Here is a 17,999-nt window from a genome sequence, read left to right as displayed (position 1 = left end):
AAGCCCCAAAATCCGGGTCCGTGGCGAAGGGTCTTCGCCGAACGCTTCCCCAGTTGTAGCTTGCCCGCCATGGCCGACGACATCCTGCCCTACGGGCGCCAGTGGATCGACGAGGACGACATCGCCGCCGTCGTCGAGGCCCTGCGCGGCGCGTATCTCACAACCGGCCCAACTGTCGCTCGGTTCGAGGCCGCGCTCGCCGAAGCGCTTGGTGCCGCGCATGTGGTCGCGGTCTGCAACGGCACCGCGGCGCTCCACGCAGCGTGTGCGGTGGCGGGGCTCGGGCCTGGCGACGAGGTGCTGGTCCCTGCCCTCACGTTCTTGGCGACGGCCAACTGTGCTCGCTACGTCGGGGCCGAGCCGGTGTTCGTTGATGTTGATCCGCGCTCGGGGCTGATCGATGTCGAGCACGCCGCGAGCCTGGTCGGGCCCAAGACCCGCGCGATCATTCCGGTCCACCTCAACGGTCGGCCGGTCGATCTGCCCGCGATCCGAGCGCTCGCGGATCGCCACGACCTGGTCGTGATCGAGGACGCCGCGCACGCGCTCGGGGCCCAGACCGCCGACTCGACGATCGGAGACTGCCGCTACTCGGACATGGCGATCTTCTCGTTTCACCCGGTCAAGCACGTGACCACCGGCGAGGGCGGGGCGATCACCACGGCCAAGCCCAAGCTGGCGGCGGCGCTCGAGGTGTTCCGCAGTCACGGCATGGTCCGCGACCCCGCGCTGCTGCGACACGCGTCGCCGGGGCCTTGGTACTACGAGCAGCACACGCTCGGGTACAACTATCGGATTACGGATCTGCAGTGCGCGCTGGGGCTCAGCCAGCTGACCAAGCTGGATCGCTTTGTCGCCCGGCGCCGCGAGCTGGCGGCGCGCTACGATCAATTGCTGACGACCGTCAGCGGCGTCGAGCCGGTCGCGGTCGGGACCGCGGGCACGCGCAGCGCCTATCACCTCTATGCGGTCCACGTTGATTTTGCCGCGATCGGTCAGCCGCGCGCCCAGGTCGTCGCCGCGCTGCGCGAGCTTGGGATCCTGACTCAAGTCCACTACATCCCGGTTCCAACCCAGCCCTACTACACGGATCGCGGCGCGGATCCGCTTGGGTACCCGGGCGCGACGGCCTACTACGAGGGGATCTTGAGCTTGCCGCTGTTCCCAGCCATGCGCGACGAAGACGTCGATCGGGTGGTCGCCGCGCTCACGCAGGTGCTGGGCTGAGCGTGGCGACGCCGCGCGTGATCGTGATCGCCCAGGCCCGGATGGGCTCGTCGCGACTGCCGGGCAAGGTGTTGCGGCGCGCGGGGGATCGCAGCTTGCTCGAGCACTTGGTTCGCCGGCTTCAGCGGTCGCGCGAGGCCACGGATCTGATCATCGCCACGACCACCGACCCGGGTGACGAGCCGCTGGTTGGGGCTGCGCGCGCGCTTGGCTGTGCGGTCCACCGCGGCTCGGTCGACGACGTGCTCGATCGCTACCACGCGGCGATTGAGTCGCTGGGCGCGGACCCAGGCGATCTGGTCGTGCGCGTGACCGGCGACTGCCCGCTGCTCGATCCGGCCGAGCTCGATCGCCTGGTCACCGAGTTCATCGCCCGCCGCGGCACCCCCAGCGCCGTCGAGTACCTGACCAATCAAGCCGGCGAGCGGCGCAGGATCCCGCGCGGGCTCGACGTCGAGGTGTTCGAGGTCGCCGGGCTGCAACGGGCCGCGCGCGAGGCCAGCTTGGACGGCGACCGCGAGCACGTGACGCCGTACTTTTATCGGGTGGCGGGGCGCTTCGCGACGGCCGTCAGCGACCCGCCCGGCCCGGATCTCGGGCACCTGCGCCTGACCGTCGACACGCCCGCAGACCTCGCGCTGGTCGACGCGGTCGTTCGTGCGCTGGGCGACGACGCGCGCACCGAGGCGATCGCCAGCTGGCTGGCCGCACACCCCGAGGTCGCCGCGCTCAACGCTGACGTGCGGCAAAAGGGGCTCGACTCGGACATGCAGGCTCGCGCCGCGCGGGTGCTTGGCCGGCGCTTGCTCGCGCGGGCCGACGCGGGCGGCACCACGGGGTTTGGCCACGTGACCCGGGTGGGCGCGCTGCTCGATGCGTGGGTCGCCCTGGGGGGTCGCGCGACCTTGGTGGGGCGTGGCGTGGTCGGATCCGTGCGGGACCGGCTGCTCGCGTACGGGGTCGAGCTCGTCGAGGGTGACGACGCGCAGTTCGACGCGCGGGTCGACACCGCGGACGCCCTGGTCGTCGACGGCTACGCGTTCGGCCGCGAGCATCAGGCCCGGTGGCAGGCACGTCGGCCGCTGTTGGCGATCGATGACCTCGCCGCGCACGAGCAGCTCGCGGATCTGGTCGTCAATCAGATCCTCGACTTTGATCCGCAGCGGTATCGCGTCGCCGCGTGGACCCGGCTGCTGGTCGGTCACCCCTACGTGCTGCTGCGCCAAGAATTTCGCGAGCAGCCGGCGGCTCCGCTGGCGGGCGGCGACCGACGCAGGATCATCTTGACCTTCGGCGGTACGGATCCGGCCCAGCTGAGCGAGCCCTTCGTTCGCGCGCTGCTCGAGATCCAAGGCCCCGATCAACTCGACCTGATCATGGGCAAGGGCCAAGATCCCCAAGCCCGCGCCCAGCTCGAGGCGCTCGCCGCCACTCACGAGCAGCTCGAGATCCACGTCGACGTCCGCGAGATGGCCGCGATGCTCGCGGGCGCCAGCGTGTGCGTGTGCGCGGCGGGGACCACCGTGTGGGAGGCGATGGCCAGCGGCGTCCCCGTGGTCTGCGTGGCCGCAGCCGACAACCAGCGCCCCGTGATCGCCGGCATCGATCGCCTGAACGCGGGCGTCAGCCTGGGCTGGCACGGCGACCTGGACTTCACCGCCGCCGCCCGCACGATCCAAGCGCTGCTCGCCAACCCCACGCGGCTGGCCACGCTCGCCACCAAAGGCAGCGCGACCGTCGACGGCCGCGGCGTGTACCGTGTACTCGACGCGCTGCTCGACGTGGTAGATCGACGCGCAGCCCCGTGAACACCATGCAGCCCAGCTTCGAGATCCGCGGACGCACCCTCGCCCTGACCGGGCCCTGCTTCATCATTGGCGAGGCCGGCAGCAACCACAACGGCAGCTTCGAGCAGGCGCTCGCGCTGATCGACGTCGCCGCCAAGGCCGGCTGCGACGCCGTCAAGTTCCAGGTGTTCAAGGCCAAGCGCCTGTACCCCAAGGCCGCCGGCAGCAGCGACTACCTTGGCGACGAGCGCAGCATCTTCGACATCATCGCCGCGATGGAGCTGCCCGAGGACTGGCTCCCGCGCCTGCGCGCCCGCGCGGATCACCACAACCTCGCGTTCATCGCCTCGCCGTTTCACGAAGAGGCGGTCGCGCTGCTGGATCCCTTCGTCGATGCGTTCAAGATCGCGTCCTACGAGCTGACCCACGCGCCGCTGCTGCGCGAGGTCGCCAAGCGCGACAAGCCGGTGATCATGTCGACCGGCGCCAGCAACCTCGACGAAGTCCGCGAGGCCGTCGCCACCCTCGAGGCGGCTGGGTGTGATCGGCTGGCGTTGATGCAGTGCACCGCCGCGTACCCGACCCCGCCCGAGGCCGTGAACGTGCGCGCGCTGGTGACTTTGCGCGACACCTTTGGGATCCCGAGCGGGCTCAGCGATCACTCCGAGCACCCCGAGATCGCGCCGATGGCCGCGGCGGCGCTGGGGGCTGCGGTGCTGGAGAAGCACTACACTTTGTCCAAGTTTTTGCCGGGGCCGGACCATGCGTTCGCGGTCGAGCCCGATGGGCTCTCGCGCTTGGTCGCGGGGGTGCGGGCGGTCGAGCGGGTGGTTGGTAGCGGTGACAAGACCGTGCATGGGGTCGAGGACGAGCTGCGGGCGTTCGCGCGGCGGGTGCTGATGACCACCAAGGCCGTCGCGAAGGGTGAGCGGTTTTCTCGCGACAACGTCGACGTGCTGCGGCGCGGCAAGCTCGTGGGCGGGCTGGAGCCGAAGCGACTCGAGGCGCTGCTCGCTGGGGTCGCGACCCGGGATCTGCCCGCCGAGACCCCGCTGCAAGAGACGGACTTCACGAGTGGCTGAGCTCCGGTTTCGGCCCGCGCTGCCGGCTGACGCCGAGCTGGTGTATCGCTGGGCGAATGATCCCGTCACGCGGGCGGCCTCGTTCTCGAACGAGTTGATTGGCTGGGATCAGCACCTGGCTTGGTTCACCGCGCAGCTGGGCCGGGACGACCGGCATCCCTTCGTGGTCGAGGTCGACGGGGCTCCCGTGGCGTTCGTGCGGCTCGATGCCAGCGCGGCGAAGGACGGGCTGTGCACGATCAGCGTCAATGTTGCCCCGGAGGCGCGCGGTCGCGGGCTGGGCGTGGGGGTGCTTCGGGCCGCGACGCCGATCGCGGCGGGGCTTGGCTTTGCGCAGATCGAGGCGCTGATCCGGCCCGATAATCACGCCAGCCAGCGCGCCTTCGTGCGGGCTGGCTACGAGCAATCGGCCAGTGTTGTCGTCAACGGTGAGCCGGCGCTGCGCTACCTCGAGGCTACCTAGACAGCCGAATCGCTGAGGATGGCCAAACGGTGTAGGCGGGCTGCGTGTTCACGAGGGCTCGCACTGCCACTCGCGCTGCTTGGTGTCGAGCCATTCGCGGTCCGCTCGCAGGCGGACGTTGGACCAGCCCAAGCGCTCGAGCTCGGTGATGAGCGCTGCGAAGCGGCCGAGTTCGCGGCACGCGGTCGCCCCCTCGCCAGCGTCGCTCGCGGCCAACGCCAGGCGGCAGTGCGACACGGCGAGATCATGGATGCGCTCTGGCGTCCGACCAAACTCCGCCACGATCCCACGACGAAGGTCCAGGCTCTCCCTGTACAGCTCCAGCGCTGACCGTTGCTCTCCATCCACCTCCAACGTCCCCAATCCCTGCCCTCGCATCTCGTCCCCGAGCTTCTCCAGCGACACGCTCACGTCTCGCATCGCATCCGGCGTCCGACCAAACTCCGCCACTAGCCCACGACGTACCTCCAAGCTCTCCCTGTACAGCTCCAGCGCTGACCGTTGTTCTCCATCCACCTCCAACGTCCCCAATCCCTGCCCTCGCATCTCGTCCCCGAGCCTTTCCAGCGACACGCTCACGTCTCGCATCGCCTCCGGCGTCCGACCAAACTCCGCCACCAGCCCACGACAAACGTCCAGGCTCTCCCTGTACAGCTCCAGCGCTGACCGTTGCTCTCCATCCACTTCCAACGTCCCCAATCCCTGCCCTCGCATCTCGTCCCCGAGCTTGTTGAGCGACACGCTCACGTCTCGCATCGCCTCCGGCGTCCGACCAAACTCCACCACCAGCCCACGACAAACGTCCAGGCTCTCCCTGTACAGCTCCAGCGCTGACCGGTGCTCTCCATCCACCTCCAACGCCCCCACCCCTTGCGCTCGCATCTCGTCCCCGAGCCTGTTGAGCGACACGCTCACGTCACGCATCGCATCCGGCGTCCGACCAAACTCCGCCACCAGCCCACGACGTACGTCCAGGCTCTCCCTGTACAACTCAAGCGCTGACCGTTGCTCTCCATCCACCTCCAACGTCCCCAATCCCTGCGCTTGCATCTCGTCCCCGAGCTTGTTGAGCGACACGCTCACGTCACGCATCGCATCCGGCGTCCGACCAAACTCCGCCACCAGCCCACGACGTACGTCCAGGCTCTCCCTGTACAACTCAAGCGCTGACCGTTGCTCTCCATCCACCTCCAACGTCCCCAATCCCTGCGCTTGCATCTCGTCCCCGAGCTTGTTGAGCGACACGCTCACGTCACGCATCGCATCCGGCGTCCGACCAAACTCCGCCACCAACCCACGAAAAACGTCCAGGCTCTCCCTGTACAGCTCCAGCGTTGACCGCTGCTCTCCCTCCACCTCCACCGTCCCCACGCCCTGCGCTCGCATCACGTCCGCGAGGTAGACCAACGCCACGCTCACCTCGCGCCTCGCCTCCGGTGTCCGGCCGCGGGAGAGCTGGCGTTGTGCGTATGCAACCCACGCATGAGCGAGCAAGAACGCGACATCGAGATAGCCCGCCCGCCAGGCACGATCCACGAGCGAGCCAGCAGGCCGTTCACCGCGTTCGAGCCCCCGCAGCGCCCGCACGAGCAGCGCTTCGAGCGGCGCGTCTCCATCGATCGTCCACGCCCCCGCGCCCGCTGACCACACCACCGCCATCGCAGCGTCGCTCGGCCCCTCGCGGTCAGACGCGACCACCCCCCGCGCGGCCCCAAGCGCATCGTCCCTCGCAGTCTCGCGCAGCGCCCACGCAGGCGCGCGCGCGAACGCCAGCGCTTCGACACCAAACGCATCCACCGCACGCAGCGGCGCCCGGTTGGGTCGCTCCGCGACCGCGACGATCCGCCCCGGCTCGAGATCGACCCACGCGGCCATCAACGCCGCCCGCTCCCAGCCTCGCTCGGCCAGCATCGAAGCAGCCTGATCCCACGCGAGCAGCCCGGCATCGATCGACCACATCCCCGCGAGCTCGGGCGCAGCATCGACGGCGACCCACGGTCCAACCCGCCCCGCCCGTGCCATCGCCATCCGCACCTGCCACGCCATCCGCTCGCTCCCCACGTTCGACACCAGCGGCAAGCCCGGCTCCCCCAGCGCCTCGACCAGGTCCGGATGCCGCGCGTTGGCGTCGAGTTCAACAGTGCCCTCGCTCCACCCCGCCTCGGCGAGGGCGTCGCGGAGCCCCGGCCCACGCCAGACGAAACCAGCCCCGCTATCCAGCGCCACCCGTACGCTCTCGACCGCAAACGCAGGCACCCGCTGGGCCGGAACCGAATGCAGGCTCGAGATCCAATCATAGAAATCGACCGCCCCGCGCGACACGGCCCGGTGCGCCGCGTCATCGAGCCACAGGACCGTGCGTAGCTCGCGTTCCACGAACGCTGGCCGATGCAGGTTGAGCCACTCGGCGTCCTCCGCCCGCGCGCGCAGCAGAACCCGGCTCGCGCGTGGGACCTCGAGCACCTCTGCCACGTTCAGGCAAACCTCGAGCATCCCCTCTGGCCGGCCCTTTGCCCACGGCGGCCCGCTCGACAGCGCGCGCACGACAGACCCCAGCTGCGTCGGCACGGCGTCCACGAGCGCGAGCAGGATGCCCCCGCGCGCCAGCTCGAGCTGCGCGATTAGCTTGTCGAGCCAGCGCGACCTAGCAGCGCCAGCGTCAGCAACGGGTGGGGGTAGTACCATGTCGTGTTGTTGGGATACGCGAGCAGACGCTTCTCGCGGAGAAGGTTCAGGGCGAGCTCGCCACCAGGCAGACCACGAAGGGGATCGGCTATGACGCCCTCGAGCAGCTCGATCTCCTGCTTGTCCATGTAAAATTCACGCCGCTTCCGCTCCTGTCGCAGCACGCGGTCCACGATCTCGCCGTCAACCTGCTCGCGCCCGTCGACCAGCACCTCCGCGGCCGCGTCGCGCACCATCGTGACGAAGTCGCGCGCGACCCCGCCCGAGTAATACGCGAGGCGCTCGAGCTCGGCCTGCGGCAGCGGGTCGTCGGGCCCGGTGAGCTCATCTTTGGCCAACAGCGCGCGCACGTGCTCCAGCCGCCGCGCGACCAGCTGGTTGAAGAACTCGATGCCCGGGCCCGGCTTGCGCGGATCGTTGCGATCGAGCACCGGGACGTTGCTCAGATCCTCGAGTCGAAACGGCTCGATGCGCTGGCCGTGCATGCGCATCTGCGGCATGGACACAGTGAACAGCGCGTCGCACATGATCTCGCCGAGCAGGCCCGAGTTGACGAACAGCGCCTCGGTCCGCGAGGGATCCGTGATGCGGTCGAGCCCATCGAGCACCAGCAGCAGCGGGCGCCCATAGGCTGACTGTAGCGCCGTCACCAGGCGGTTGACCGCATGCAGCACGCCGCGGACCTCGCCGTCTTGATCGCCGCGCTTCTTGTTGCTGGACAGGCCGAGCTTCCAGGTCCACTCCGTCGCGTCGCTCACCGCCTCGATCACCGCCTCGCCGAGCTTCGCCGCCGTCTCACCAGCGGCCGCGCCCGCGCTCGCCCCCACCACGCCGCCGAACGCTGCCCCCGCCGCGCCACCGGCGATCACCGTCATGCCGTGCGCGAGCTTGCCGACATCGATCTCGGCCTTGGCGCCGGGCGCGTCCGACTCGCGCAGAGCCGCGAGCGCCCGCTCGAGCGCTTGGGGCTCGTCCGTCCATTTGTGGCCAAAGCGCTCGCTGCCAGCCCGGTAGACCGCGAGGCCCAGCAACCCGAGCAGCTCCCAGATCTGCAGGCGATCCATGGCCTTGGGGTCGCGCACACGGCTCTGCATGTGACCCCACAGGTCGAACATCACGACGATGCGAGTACGCGTCAGCCGGGTCGCAAAGAAGTTCAGCTCGGAGCTCTTGCCGTTGCCGACCGCGCCGGTCAACAGGTAGCGGTGGCGATCGGGCCCCGTGGGCGCGCTCAGGCACCGCTCGATGACCGTCAACGCGTTGTACTCCCGCTCGCGCGCGACGTGCAATTGCGGTTGATCCACGCCAACCGGCCGCGCCGGGTCGAAGCAGTGGTGGACCTCCTGCCAGAACCTCGTGGCGCCGAGCATCGCCGGGGAGCATAGCAGCGGCGTCGAGAAAGGTCTCGACCCGAGATTCTTGGTCGCGCGCGGATCTCCATGGGCGCCCTCGGCGTAGCCACCGATGATCAGGAACCGAGCCTCAGCGTCGGACCACGCGAAAGCTAGACCGAGGAGGTCGTCGTTCAACCGGCTCGTCACATCCGAGGCCAAAGACCTCCACGCTGAGTTCCCACACCACCGCGAGGCGGTCCTCGGGCGGGATCTGCAGCCAAAACTGCAGACTAGCGTCGTCCATCTGTTCGGGATCCCCCGACCGAAACACTTGCGACGTCCACCTTTGACGGCGGGCCTCCCGACGTGCTGCGGCTTCGTCCACGTGCTCAGGATACCACCCTGGACCACCACCGCCGCGGCTGACACACTGCGCCCATGCCTCGCACCGTACTCCCGGAAGGTTGGTCGCGCCCTCGGGGCTACGCCAACGGCATGGCCGCGCGCGGCGAGCTGCTGGCGATCGCTGGCCAGATCGGCTGGAACACCAAAGAAGAGATCGAGTCCGACGCGTTCTCCGAGCAGTTCCGCCAGGCGCTCGCCAACGTGGTCGCCGTGGTCGAGGCCGCGGGCGGCAGCGCCACGGACATCATCAGCTTGACGATCTACGTGACCGACAAGCGCGAGTACGTCAGCGAGATCACCCAGGTCGGCCAGATCTATCGCGAGCTGCTCGGCAAGCACTTCCCCACGATGGCGCTGATCGGCGTCAGCGAGCTCCTCGAAGATCGCGCCCGCGTCGAGATCCAGGGCCTCGCCGTGCTCGCCAGCGCAGGAGCCCCAACGTGAACGACCAACCCAGCCCCGATCCCGACTTCCGCCCGCTGCCGATCCCACAACCCAGCAGCTTTCGCTACGAAGAGCGCGATCGCGTCGGCGTCATCACCCTCGATCGGCCGGATCGCTACAACGCGCTGACCTTCGCGGTCTACCGCGAGCTGACGGATCTGTTCACGGTCATCGATCGCCGCAGCCTCGATCCCGCGGGCGCCCGCGCGCTGGTGATCCGCGGCGAGGGCAAGGCGTTCTGCTCGGGCGGCGACGTGGAGGACATCATCACCCGGCTGTTCAACCGCGACATGGAGGGCCTGCTGCGCTTCACCCAGATGACCGGCGAGCTGATCCACGCGATTCGTCGGTGCAAGACCCCGGTCGTCGCCTCGATCAAGAAGGTCGCCGCGGGTGCGGGCGCCGTGATCTCGCTGGCGGCCGATCTGCGGGTCATGGGCAGCAAGAGCTTCTTCTCGTTCTTGTTTCCGCAGGTCGGGCTCTCGGGCGCGGACATGGGCGCGAGCTGGCTGCTGCCGCGGGTGGTCGGGTTTGGCCACGCGAGTGAGATCCTGCTGCTCGGTGACCGGGTCTACGCCGAGCGCTGCGCCCAGATCGGCCTGGCCAACCGCGTCGTCGAAGAGGGCGAGGATCCAGCTCAGAGCAAGGTCGACGAGGCCGCGTTCGAGCTGGCGCGGGCGATCGCGAACAAGCCCCACTTTGCCACGCGCATGACCAAGACCATGCTGCAGCAAGAGCAGGACATGAGCTTCACCGACGCGATCGAGGCCGAGGCCCAAGCCCAGGCGATCTGCATGCAACACCCGGACTTCAAAGAAGCGAACGACGCGTGGCTGGCCAAGCGGGATCCCCAGTGGAAGTGAGCCAATGACCGATCCCGCCCCGCTCACGGCCGCGCAGCTGGTCGAGCTACGCACCCAACTGCTGGCCCTGAACGAAGAGCTCGAGCAGTTGATCGCGCAGACCAGCGAAGGCGCCGCGCCCGTGGATCTCAACGAGCCGATCGGTCGCCTGTCACGCATGGAGGCCATGCAGCAACAGGCAATGACCGCCGCCAATCGGCGCGCCAGCCAGCAGCGCCTGAAGCTGACCCACTTGGCCCTGAACCGGCTCGAGCGTGGCGAGTACGGCGAGTGTCAGTCCTGCGAAGAGCCGATCGAGTTCCGCCGCCTCAAAGCCCGCCCCGAGTCGCCGCTGTGCCTCAACTGCCAGCGCGCCAGCGGTGGCTGAGTACGCGCACTCGAGTCACGCGCTGCGAGTCCGTACTGGGATCGATCGGTCGCGCAGCGGCGCCAGCACGTGGGTCTGCATCGCGGCGTGGGCCATCTCGAGATAGGTATCCGTTCGCATCCAACCAAGCGGATGTGCCTCGGAGTCGGGCTGTGGCGCCGCCCCCTGGGCAATCTCGCTCCACAGCTGCTCGATCGGCGCGATCGCTCGCTCGGCAGAGATCGCCAGCTCCGCCCGCTCGCCGGGGCCCATCAGCGGCAGCGCCCAATCGAGAAACCAAAATCCGAAGGTCCCGTGGGCCGCCTCGTCGCGCACGATGGTTCCCAGAATGGTCTTGGGCAGCGGGTGCTTGGCGGCGTGCCACGCCCCCCGCAGCAGTGGAATGCTGACAGCCTCGCCCACACAGTAGAGCCGCACGACGATGTCAGCGGCCCGCATCAGCGGCGACAGCGACGAGAGCGGATCGCGGATCAGCTCCTGCGGCTTGTGCAAGATATTGGTGCCCCCACCAAGCGCGCCGGCCATGCGAGCGCACAGCTCCACGTGGACCAGCTCGTCTTGGGGAAAGCGCGTGGCAAACCCAACGAGATCCAGCGGCGCTCGTGCCTCGACCATTGCCCGCAGCGAGACCAGGATCGCCGCCGCGGTGCGGTGCTCTTGAAACGCGGCGCGGGTCCAGGCAGCGCGGGCTGCCAAGCGCACGTCCTCGTCGTAGACCGACGCGTCGAAGTCGTCCCACGGCATGGCCTCGACCTCGGGGCGCATGCGTCGGTAGCGTCGCTCGGGGCCCTCTCCAAACAGCTCGAGCTCGAAGGCCTCGAGCTCGTCGGTTGGCCAATCGGGATCGGTCGGGCTCATTGGACTGACTCGAGCGGGACCGCGCCGCCCTCTGTCCCGCCAGTCTCCGTGTCGCCACCCGTGTCGCCGCCCGTGTCGCCGCCCGTGTCGCCGCCCGTGTCGGTCTCAGTGCCACCGCCCGTGCTGGTGTCCGTGCCCGTGTCTCCGGGGCCAGTGTCCGCGTCGGTGTTCGTGTCCGAGCCACTGCTGGTGGTCTCGTCGCGCGGTTCGTCAGATATCTGCAGGTTGCAGGCGGTCTCCGCGACGCCAACGCACACGAGCGTCGCCATCCGGGCGTTTGAACTCAACAACTTCCGTGCCCGCTTGCGCTGTGTCATTCGCCCACACTAGCCGAAAACGAGCGCCCAGTGGGACTCGAGCGATAGACTGCGCCGCATGGCCCCTCCCGCAGCGTTCGTCAGCAAGCGCATCCTCGAGCGAGACCTCGCCACGATCCACGGGCTCCCCAACTCCGCGCCAGCGTGGACCCAGCTCGAGGACCGGCTCGAGGCCTTCTGCGCCGAGCTGCGCCAGGCCAACATCGACGAGTCCAACGAGCACGCGGCGACCCGCGAGTACGTGCGCCGGCTCGCCGCCGCGGGCCTGACCAAGCTCGTGGTCCCGGCGGAATTTGGGGGCGAGCACGAGCAGGTGTCCGCGACCGCGATCTGCCTCGCTCGCCAGTGGCTGGCCCGCGAGAGCGGGGCGCTCGACACCGCGTTCGTGATGCAGGGCCTGGGCTCGTTCCCGGTCGTGCTCGCCGGTCAGCCCGAGCTGCAGCGCGCGCTGCTGCCCGAGGTCGCGGCCGGCACCAAGATCTGTGCGTTCGCGTTGACCGAGCCGGGCGCGGGCTCGGATGTCTCGGGCATGCAGACCCTCGCCGAGCCGCAACCCGACGGCGCCGTGCTGTTGCGCGGACACAAGACCTTCATCTCGAACGCCGGCGTCGCCAACAGCTACGTCGTGTTCGCCCGCGAAGCCGAGACCAACGCTGAAGGCAAGCCCCGCTTTGGTGCGTTTTGGCTGGCGGGCGACGCCCCGGGACTCAGCGTCGAGCCGATGAAAGTCACCGCGCCGCACCCGATCGGCACCGTGCGTTTTGACGGCGTCCGGGTCCCTCGTGAGCACAGGCTTGGCGAGCCCGGCGAGGGGCTGCGCATCGCGTTGGGCAACCTCGATCAGTTCCGAGCCACGGTGGGCGCGGCCGCGCTTGGCATCACGGATCGGGCGCTCGAGGCGTCCGTCGAACACTTGTGCACCCGCGTGCAATTCGGGCGTCCGCTGGCCAAGCAGCAGGGTCTGCGCTTCGCGATGGCCGACTTGGCGGCCGAGCACGTCGCCGCCCAGCTCATGGTCTATCGGGCGGCCGCGGCTCGGGATCGCGGCGACGCCACGCCCGACCAACCGGCAATGGGCAAGCTGCTGGCCACCGAATTGGCCCAGCGCGCCGTCGATCGATGTATCCAGAATTTCGGCGGGCGCGGCGTCGTGGTGGGTGAGGTCCCCGAGCGTCTGTATCGCGAAGTTCGAGCGCTGCGAATCTACGAGGGGACCTCGGAGATCCAGAAATTGGTCATCGCCCGCGCGATGCTCTGACCGCCCTCCCGGATCGCATGGCGGCGCGGTCACTTCCGTGCGGAAACCAGTGAATTGCCTGCGGCCACGCATGGCAAGCGCAGTTTTGTGACCCTGGCCTGAAGGTTGGCGAGGATCGCCGACGCCCGACCGGATGCGATCGGGTGCCATCAATTCCACACCCTTGGGCGGGCGGGCATTCGCAATTATTGGCAAGGGGCGCTTCGCTGGATTCGTGCTACATGCCCCCGACGATGATTGGGTTCGACGAGCAGCGCTTGCTGGGCGCCGCCGCGGCGCATCTGAGTGTGCCCGAGCCGCTCGAGGCCGCGTTCTTGCCGGCCTTCCGGGCGCTCATCGCTGGCATGCGCGATGAGGCGAAGCTCAGCCAGGTCGGGAGCTGGCGGGCCGGGGCGCGGATCATGACGACGCTCGGCCAACGGGCCGCGCTCGCCAACTTCGAGCGCGACACACCCGGGCTGGCGCAGATAGAGATCGACGCGCCGATCTTCATCACCGGCATGCCGCGAGCCAGCACCAACTTGCTGCACAACTTGCTCGCGCGCACGCCCGGGCTGTGGGCCCCGCGGCTGTGGGAGCTGCAGCGACCCGTCGCCCCGCCCCGCATCGACGAGCGCTGGATCGATCGACAGATCACCACGACCAACGCCCTGCTCGATCAACTCTACGAGGCCGCCCCCGAGCTTCGCCAGCTGCACCCGCTGTCGGCGACCTCCCCTGACGCCTGCAGTTGGCTGTTTCGCAACAATTTCAGCTCGCTGATCCACGCCTGCCACTGGTTCATGCCCAGCTACGTGGACTTCATGCTCCACGCGGATCTCGAGCCGGCCTACCGCGACCACAAGCGACACTTGCGGGCCCTCGCCCATCGCCACCGCCACGATGATCACGCCGGCCCACGCATGGTCCTCGAGGACATCTGGCACCTGTGGCAGCTCGAGCCCCTGCTCGCCGTGTACCCCAACGCGTGGGTGATCCAGATCCACTGCGAGCGCGACCACGCCTTGCAGACGCTGAGCCGCTCGTGCTGGACGCTGATGCAGGTCGACGCCAAGCACCCGCGCTCGGCGTCCGAGCTGCTCGACTACTGCGCGACGATCGTCGACGCGGGGCTGGCCGCTGGCGAGCGGGCCCGGGCAAGCTCGTCCAGCACCCGCTTCATCGACATCACCCACGCCCAGCTCTACGCCGATCCAATCGCGACTGTCCGCAGCCTCGGCGCGCGGATGCAGCTGGGTATCTCGGACAGCTCGCTGAGCGAAGCGGGGTGCTGGCTCGCGGGCCAACGCTCGCTCGCACCACGGCCCAAGCCGCGCGCCGACGCTCCGCTGCCGCGACCTGACAGGTTCAGCTCGGGCGAGAGCTCCCGCCCGAGCTGAACCCCTCCGCCAAGCTCAAACCTCAATGCGCTCGGTGCTGCTGCGGCTGATCGAGCGCGCGCTCGATCATCCCCAGCGCGGGTAGGAATTTGGTCGCGTCGGTCGACTGTCCACGGCAGCGCACGCCCGGCCGATCTGCTCGTGCAAGCGGCTTCGGTCCGACCGTCGTCGACTGTCTTCGATGGTCGGCAACGATCCCGACGATGCTGTCGACGGCCACTACGGTCGCGTTCGATGCCGTATCGATCCCTTGGGGGCCGGCACGGTTCTGGCAATCCCACGAGCTCGAACGTGGCCACGGTCTACACGCCGCTGCCGTCCCACCTATCGATCCGAACGGAACATCCAATGAACACCTCATCCCCCCATGTGTCCCGCGTCCTCGAGCTTCGTTGCCTCTGCCTGCCTGTGATCATGGCAACGTCCCTCGTCGGGCTCGGGGCCTGCGCCTCTGAAGTCGACATCGACGGCGCTGCGCTGCTAGACGAGGACGCGCCGGTCGTCGAGTTTCGCGCCATGCAGGGGCCCTACCCGGGCCGCGACCAGCGGGCGCTCAGCAAGCCCATTGACGAGGCGCTCGCCAACCTCGCTTGCCAGAACGGCGCGGACCTCAACACCGTCAAGGAGTACGACGCGGGGAACCACGTGCAGACGATGATCTACACCGGCCCGTTCTCCGACAACACGTCCCGCGTCTGGTACGCCCGCTCGGATGGCGACGGCGCCTATGAGGACCATGAGCTGCGCCGTAACAAGGTCAGCTCGTCGCAGCTGGAATGGAACGGCACCATCGAGGCCGACGGCGGCGACATCGCCCACGAGAAAAACAGCAACGTGAGCGGCGAAGACCACGTCGCGCAGCTCGAGTGGTTGCCCGACTACGGCAGCGACTCCAGCTACGAGGCGGGCTACCTGTTCGTGGCCGCCGAGGACTCCAAGGACGTGCGCGTCCTCTATCACCACAAGGACAACTCGGGCGATCCCTCCGAGGTCACCACCGGCAACACCCGCCTGCAGCGCAACGACGGCGGCAAGATCAACCAGGTCTACATTCTTCATCGCAATGGCTGGTACTGGTTGGCGATCGGCGAGTCGTCCAACTTCGAAGTCTGGGTCGCGGAGGAGAGCGAGCTGTTTCCCTCGGGCGCGGGCTCGCTGGATCCCACCGCGTTCTCGTACCATGCCGAGATGGACGACGTGGGTGGCGGCGGCGCCAACTGCTTCTTCGTCACCGACTCCGAGGACGACGTCTATCGCCTCTGCTACAAGAACAGCTCAGACAGCAACTGCTATACCAGCTCGGGCAACGACAACTATGTCCAGGCCACCGCGGTGACGGTCCCGAACAATCCAAACTCCGGTACGTTCAGCATCGCCGGCTCGACCACGCACTCGGTCAACCTCGGCTCGTGGGGCCAGTCGAGCGCCGAGTGTGTGACCGAGTGCCGAGGGATGCGCCAGCCCTCGTTCCGCTGGAGCGGCACGCACTACGTCGACGCAGACGGCAACCTGAACGTCTACTCGCTCGCCGCTGGTGGCGAGAGCGGTATGTGTGCCAGCTCGGGCAGCTCCGATGGCCGCGTCAAGTTCTGCGCCGAGGACATCTACCCGTACGCCCTTGCGCAGGCGACCGCGACGAACGTCGTCGAGCTGAGCCAGAGCACGAGCAACAGCCTGTCTTCGACCACGATGTCATCCTCCGCCGTGATCACTGGCAGGATAACTTGGACGGGGCCAGCGGACGGTGGCGCAAGGACGCTGGTCGAGATCGGCGGCAGCACCAACGGAATCAACCTGACCCTCATCAACGGAGAGCTCCTCATGCTTCACGGCGCCAGCGGGGGCATCCCCTACCTCTACGGTTCCGGGCCCGTGTCCATGTTGCCGGGCACGACGTACAGCTTCCTCATCGAGATCGACACGGTTGACGACAAAATCGCGCTCTACTGGCACCAGGATCATGCGTCGTTGATCAACGCGCGCACGGACGCCCTCTCGATTGGAACGCTGATGGACGACACGTGGGCCGGCCCCAACGCCATCGGCCTGGGCGAGATCAATGGCTCGGCCGCCGGGGATTCCGTGGGGAACTTCAACGGGGGCTATTTTTTCGGGCCCGTTCAAATCTTCGAGCAGGTCGATTTCTGATCTGAGCCGCGCTACCCAAGCCACGCCCCTTCCGCGCCTCTTCCGCGGAAGGGGCGACTCGCCGTCGATCGCCAGATCGACGGCGAATCGCATTGCGGCGCCCGAGGTCGCCCTCGGCTGCTCAGCGCGGTCGCGGCTTGCGGGTGCGACACTCCGGCTCGTCCGCGCCACACTTCATCCGCACGTGAATGTGCCCATCGTGCCCAGACGAGTGGCGAATGATCTTCTTGCCCTTCGCGCCCTGCCGCAGCGGCCAGGTGATGACCTCGTCCAGCTCCTCTGCGCTCACACCCATCGACATCGCCGCGTAGTACAGGTGCCGCTGCAGCTTGTGATCCAAGAAGATCATGGACACCTCGCCGGTCGCCAAGAACGCGTCGATCAGGCCCCAGGTTGCGCGCCAGTCAACCTGCTCTGGCGGCGGCCCCACCATGGTCTCGAACCACGGCAACAGCGGCAGGCGAATATCGACGTCGCGCCCGGATTGATGCGAGCGGTGCGGCGGAAACCGACGCCCGCGCGGGCGGCTGATCGACCCAACGAGGATCTCCCCTTTGTAGCCGCTGTCGTGCCTGAAGTTCGCAAACGCCGTGACGATCAGCTCAATCGCGTGGCTGCTGCCGTGGGCGATCCGATCAAAGCGGCGCGTGTAGAGCTCGGGAATGTCCGGTAGCTGACACGGCTCGCCTTTGATGCGCCCGCGGTTGGGGTGGCCCGAGCTGAGCGCGCCTTGGGGAATGTCGAGCCACGCGGGGTCGATCTCCAACCCGGGGAATCGGTTGACCGTCCACGGCAGCGCCGGATCAACCCACACCGTCAGCGCCCGCCCAGGCGCGAGCATGTCCAGGCTGTCTTCGCTGGCGGCGTCGTTATAGAACTTGAGGTCGTGAACGTCGACGCGATGGTCAACGGCCACGCTCTCCCAGGTGTCGCCGGTCTCCGCGACATACGCTATCGCCTCGCGCGGAGGTGGGAGCCGGATCGCCTTGAGCCGCAGCTCGACCCCCTCACGAATGAAGCGACCGCCCCGCGCGAGGGTCTTCTCGTTCCATCCCCGCAGCATGCTCGCGTCAAATCCGTAGCGGGCCGCGAGCCAGGCCTTGGTCTCGCGCGGGCCGGTTGTGTGGCGGATCCAGCGAGGGTGCTCGAGCAGCTGGGTCTGTTCGCCTCGCCAGTAGCGCTGCCACGCCGGGACCTCGATCGGCTTGGCCGCGATCGCCGGCAGCCAGGTCGCCTGCACGTACTCGTTGGGATCCGCGCCCTCGGGTAGTTGCAGCGTCGCGGGCGGCTCGACCCCCAGCACCCACGCAAACACGATCACAAACATCGACATGCTGAGCAGCCATCACGGTAGCAGCACAACCGCGATCAACCCAAGGCTG

16 protein-coding genes are annotated in these 17,999 nt (G+C 68.3%); 10 read left to right on the top strand and 6 right to left on the bottom strand.

Annotated features, from left to right (window positions below):
• Positions 1 to 69 precede the first annotated feature (69 nt).
• From pseC to DB30_RS28110, 4 genes are read left to right on the top strand one after another with little or no spacing between them, the layout of a single operon-like run.
• Positions 70 to 1,227, top strand: a complete 1,158-nt coding sequence (gene pseC / locus DB30_RS28125; RefSeq protein WP_052554636.1) for a UDP-4-amino-4,6-dideoxy-N-acetyl-beta-L-altrosamine transaminase — start codon at positions 70 to 72, stop codon at positions 1,225 to 1,227.
• Positions 1,228 to 1,229: 2 nt separating this feature from the next.
• Positions 1,230 to 3,035: a UDP-2,4-diacetamido-2,4,6-trideoxy-beta-L-altropyranose hydrolase gene (gene pseG, locus DB30_RS28120; protein ID WP_052554632.1), complete on the top strand. Its 1,806-nt coding sequence runs from the start codon at positions 1,230 to 1,232 to the stop codon at positions 3,033 to 3,035.
• 5 nt (positions 3,036 to 3,040) lie between these two features.
• Positions 3,041 to 4,096, top strand: coding sequence for an N-acetylneuraminate synthase family protein (locus DB30_RS28115; RefSeq protein ID WP_052554683.1), 1,056 nt, complete (start codon positions 3,041 to 3,043; stop codon positions 4,094 to 4,096).
• On the top strand, positions 4,089 to 4,559 hold the full coding sequence (locus DB30_RS28110) for a GNAT family N-acetyltransferase (RefSeq protein ID WP_052554630.1): 471 nt from the start codon (positions 4,089 to 4,091) through the stop codon (positions 4,557 to 4,559). Before DB30_RS28115 ends, DB30_RS28110 begins: the two co-directional genes overlap by 8 nt.
• Positions 4,560 to 4,607: 48 nt before the next feature.
• Here the strand turns inward: DB30_RS28110 and DB30_RS28105 are convergent, their stop codons facing one another.
• From DB30_RS28105 to DB30_RS28095, 3 genes are all read right to left on the bottom strand, one after another.
• On the bottom strand, positions 4,608 to 7,136 hold the full coding sequence (locus DB30_RS28105) for a hypothetical protein (RefSeq protein ID WP_146660946.1): 2,529 nt from the start codon (positions 7,134 to 7,136) through the stop codon (positions 4,608 to 4,610).
• A 44-nt stretch (positions 7,137 to 7,180) separates the two neighbouring features.
• On the bottom strand, positions 7,181 to 8,614 hold the full coding sequence (locus tag DB30_RS28100) for a hypothetical protein (protein ID WP_153258423.1): 1,434 nt from the start codon (positions 8,612 to 8,614) through the stop codon (positions 7,181 to 7,183).
• Between the two features lie 112 nt (positions 8,615 to 8,726).
• Positions 8,727 to 8,882, bottom strand: a complete 156-nt coding sequence (locus DB30_RS28095; protein WP_153258422.1) for a hypothetical protein — start codon at positions 8,880 to 8,882, stop codon at positions 8,727 to 8,729.
• A 134-nt stretch (positions 8,883 to 9,016) separates the two neighbouring features.
• Between DB30_RS28095 and DB30_RS28090 the strand changes: the two genes are divergently transcribed.
• Genes DB30_RS28090 through DB30_RS28080 form a run of 3 tightly spaced genes read left to right on the top strand, consistent with a single transcriptional unit; the run spans position 9,017 to position 10,657 of the window.
• On the top strand, positions 9,017 to 9,427 hold the full coding sequence (locus DB30_RS28090) for a RidA family protein (RefSeq protein ID WP_052554621.1): 411 nt from the start codon (positions 9,017 to 9,019) through the stop codon (positions 9,425 to 9,427).
• A complete protein-coding gene (locus tag DB30_RS28085) occupies positions 9,424 to 10,290 on the top strand; it encodes an enoyl-CoA hydratase family protein (RefSeq protein WP_052554618.1) in 867 nt (288 codons plus the stop codon). The genes DB30_RS28090 and DB30_RS28085 overlap by 4 nt, the downstream gene beginning before the upstream one ends.
• 4 nt (positions 10,291 to 10,294) lie before the next feature.
• Entirely contained in the window at positions 10,295 to 10,657 is a 363-nt protein-coding gene (locus DB30_RS28080; RefSeq protein WP_052554615.1) for a TraR/DksA family transcriptional regulator, read from the top strand.
• A 15-nt stretch (positions 10,658 to 10,672) separates the two neighbouring features.
• On the opposite strand, the gene DB30_RS28075 is transcribed toward DB30_RS28080, so the two are convergent.
• Positions 10,673 to 11,515: a hypothetical protein gene (locus tag DB30_RS28075; RefSeq protein ID WP_052554613.1), complete on the bottom strand. Its 843-nt coding sequence runs from the start codon at positions 11,513 to 11,515 to the stop codon at positions 10,673 to 10,675.
• Positions 11,512 to 11,784, bottom strand: a complete 273-nt coding sequence (locus tag DB30_RS28070; protein WP_052554610.1) for a hypothetical protein — start codon at positions 11,782 to 11,784, stop codon at positions 11,512 to 11,514. Before DB30_RS28070 ends, DB30_RS28075 begins: the two co-directional genes overlap by 4 nt.
• 106 nt (positions 11,785 to 11,890) lie before the next feature.
• Here DB30_RS28070 and DB30_RS28065 point away from each other — a divergent pair, with 106 nt between their 5' ends.
• The 3 genes from DB30_RS28065 (at position 11,891) to DB30_RS28055 (ending at position 16,617) form a co-directional block, all read left to right on the top strand.
• Positions 11,891 to 13,090 carry an acyl-CoA dehydrogenase family protein gene (locus DB30_RS28065; protein WP_146660945.1) on the top strand — a complete coding sequence of 400 codons (1,200 nt, stop codon included), beginning with the start codon at positions 11,891 to 11,893 and terminating at the stop codon, positions 13,088 to 13,090.
• 233 nt (positions 13,091 to 13,323) lie between these two features.
• Entirely contained in the window at positions 13,324 to 14,469 is a 1,146-nt protein-coding gene (locus DB30_RS28060; protein WP_165703986.1) for a sulfotransferase, read from the top strand.
• A 414-nt stretch (positions 14,470 to 14,883) separates the two neighbouring features.
• The gene (locus tag DB30_RS28055) at positions 14,884 to 16,617 is read left to right on the top strand and encodes a hypothetical protein (RefSeq protein ID WP_146660942.1); all 1,734 of its coding nucleotides are present in this window, start codon (positions 14,884 to 14,886) and stop codon (positions 16,615 to 16,617) included.
• 121 nt (positions 16,618 to 16,738) lie between these two features.
• Here the strand turns inward: DB30_RS28055 and DB30_RS28050 are convergent, their stop codons facing one another.
• Positions 16,739 to 17,950, bottom strand: coding sequence for a penicillin-insensitive murein endopeptidase (locus DB30_RS28050; RefSeq protein ID WP_052554599.1), 1,212 nt, complete (start codon positions 17,948 to 17,950; stop codon positions 16,739 to 16,741).
• Between the last annotated feature and the right edge of the window lie 49 nt (positions 17,951 to 17,999).

Source organism: Enhygromyxa salina (assembly GCF_000737335.2).
In the GTDB taxonomy this organism is placed as follows: Bacteria; Myxococcota_A; Polyangia; order Nannocystales; family Nannocystaceae; genus Plesiocystis; species Plesiocystis salina_C.
This window is presented reverse-complemented; position numbering and strand designations above follow the sequence as displayed.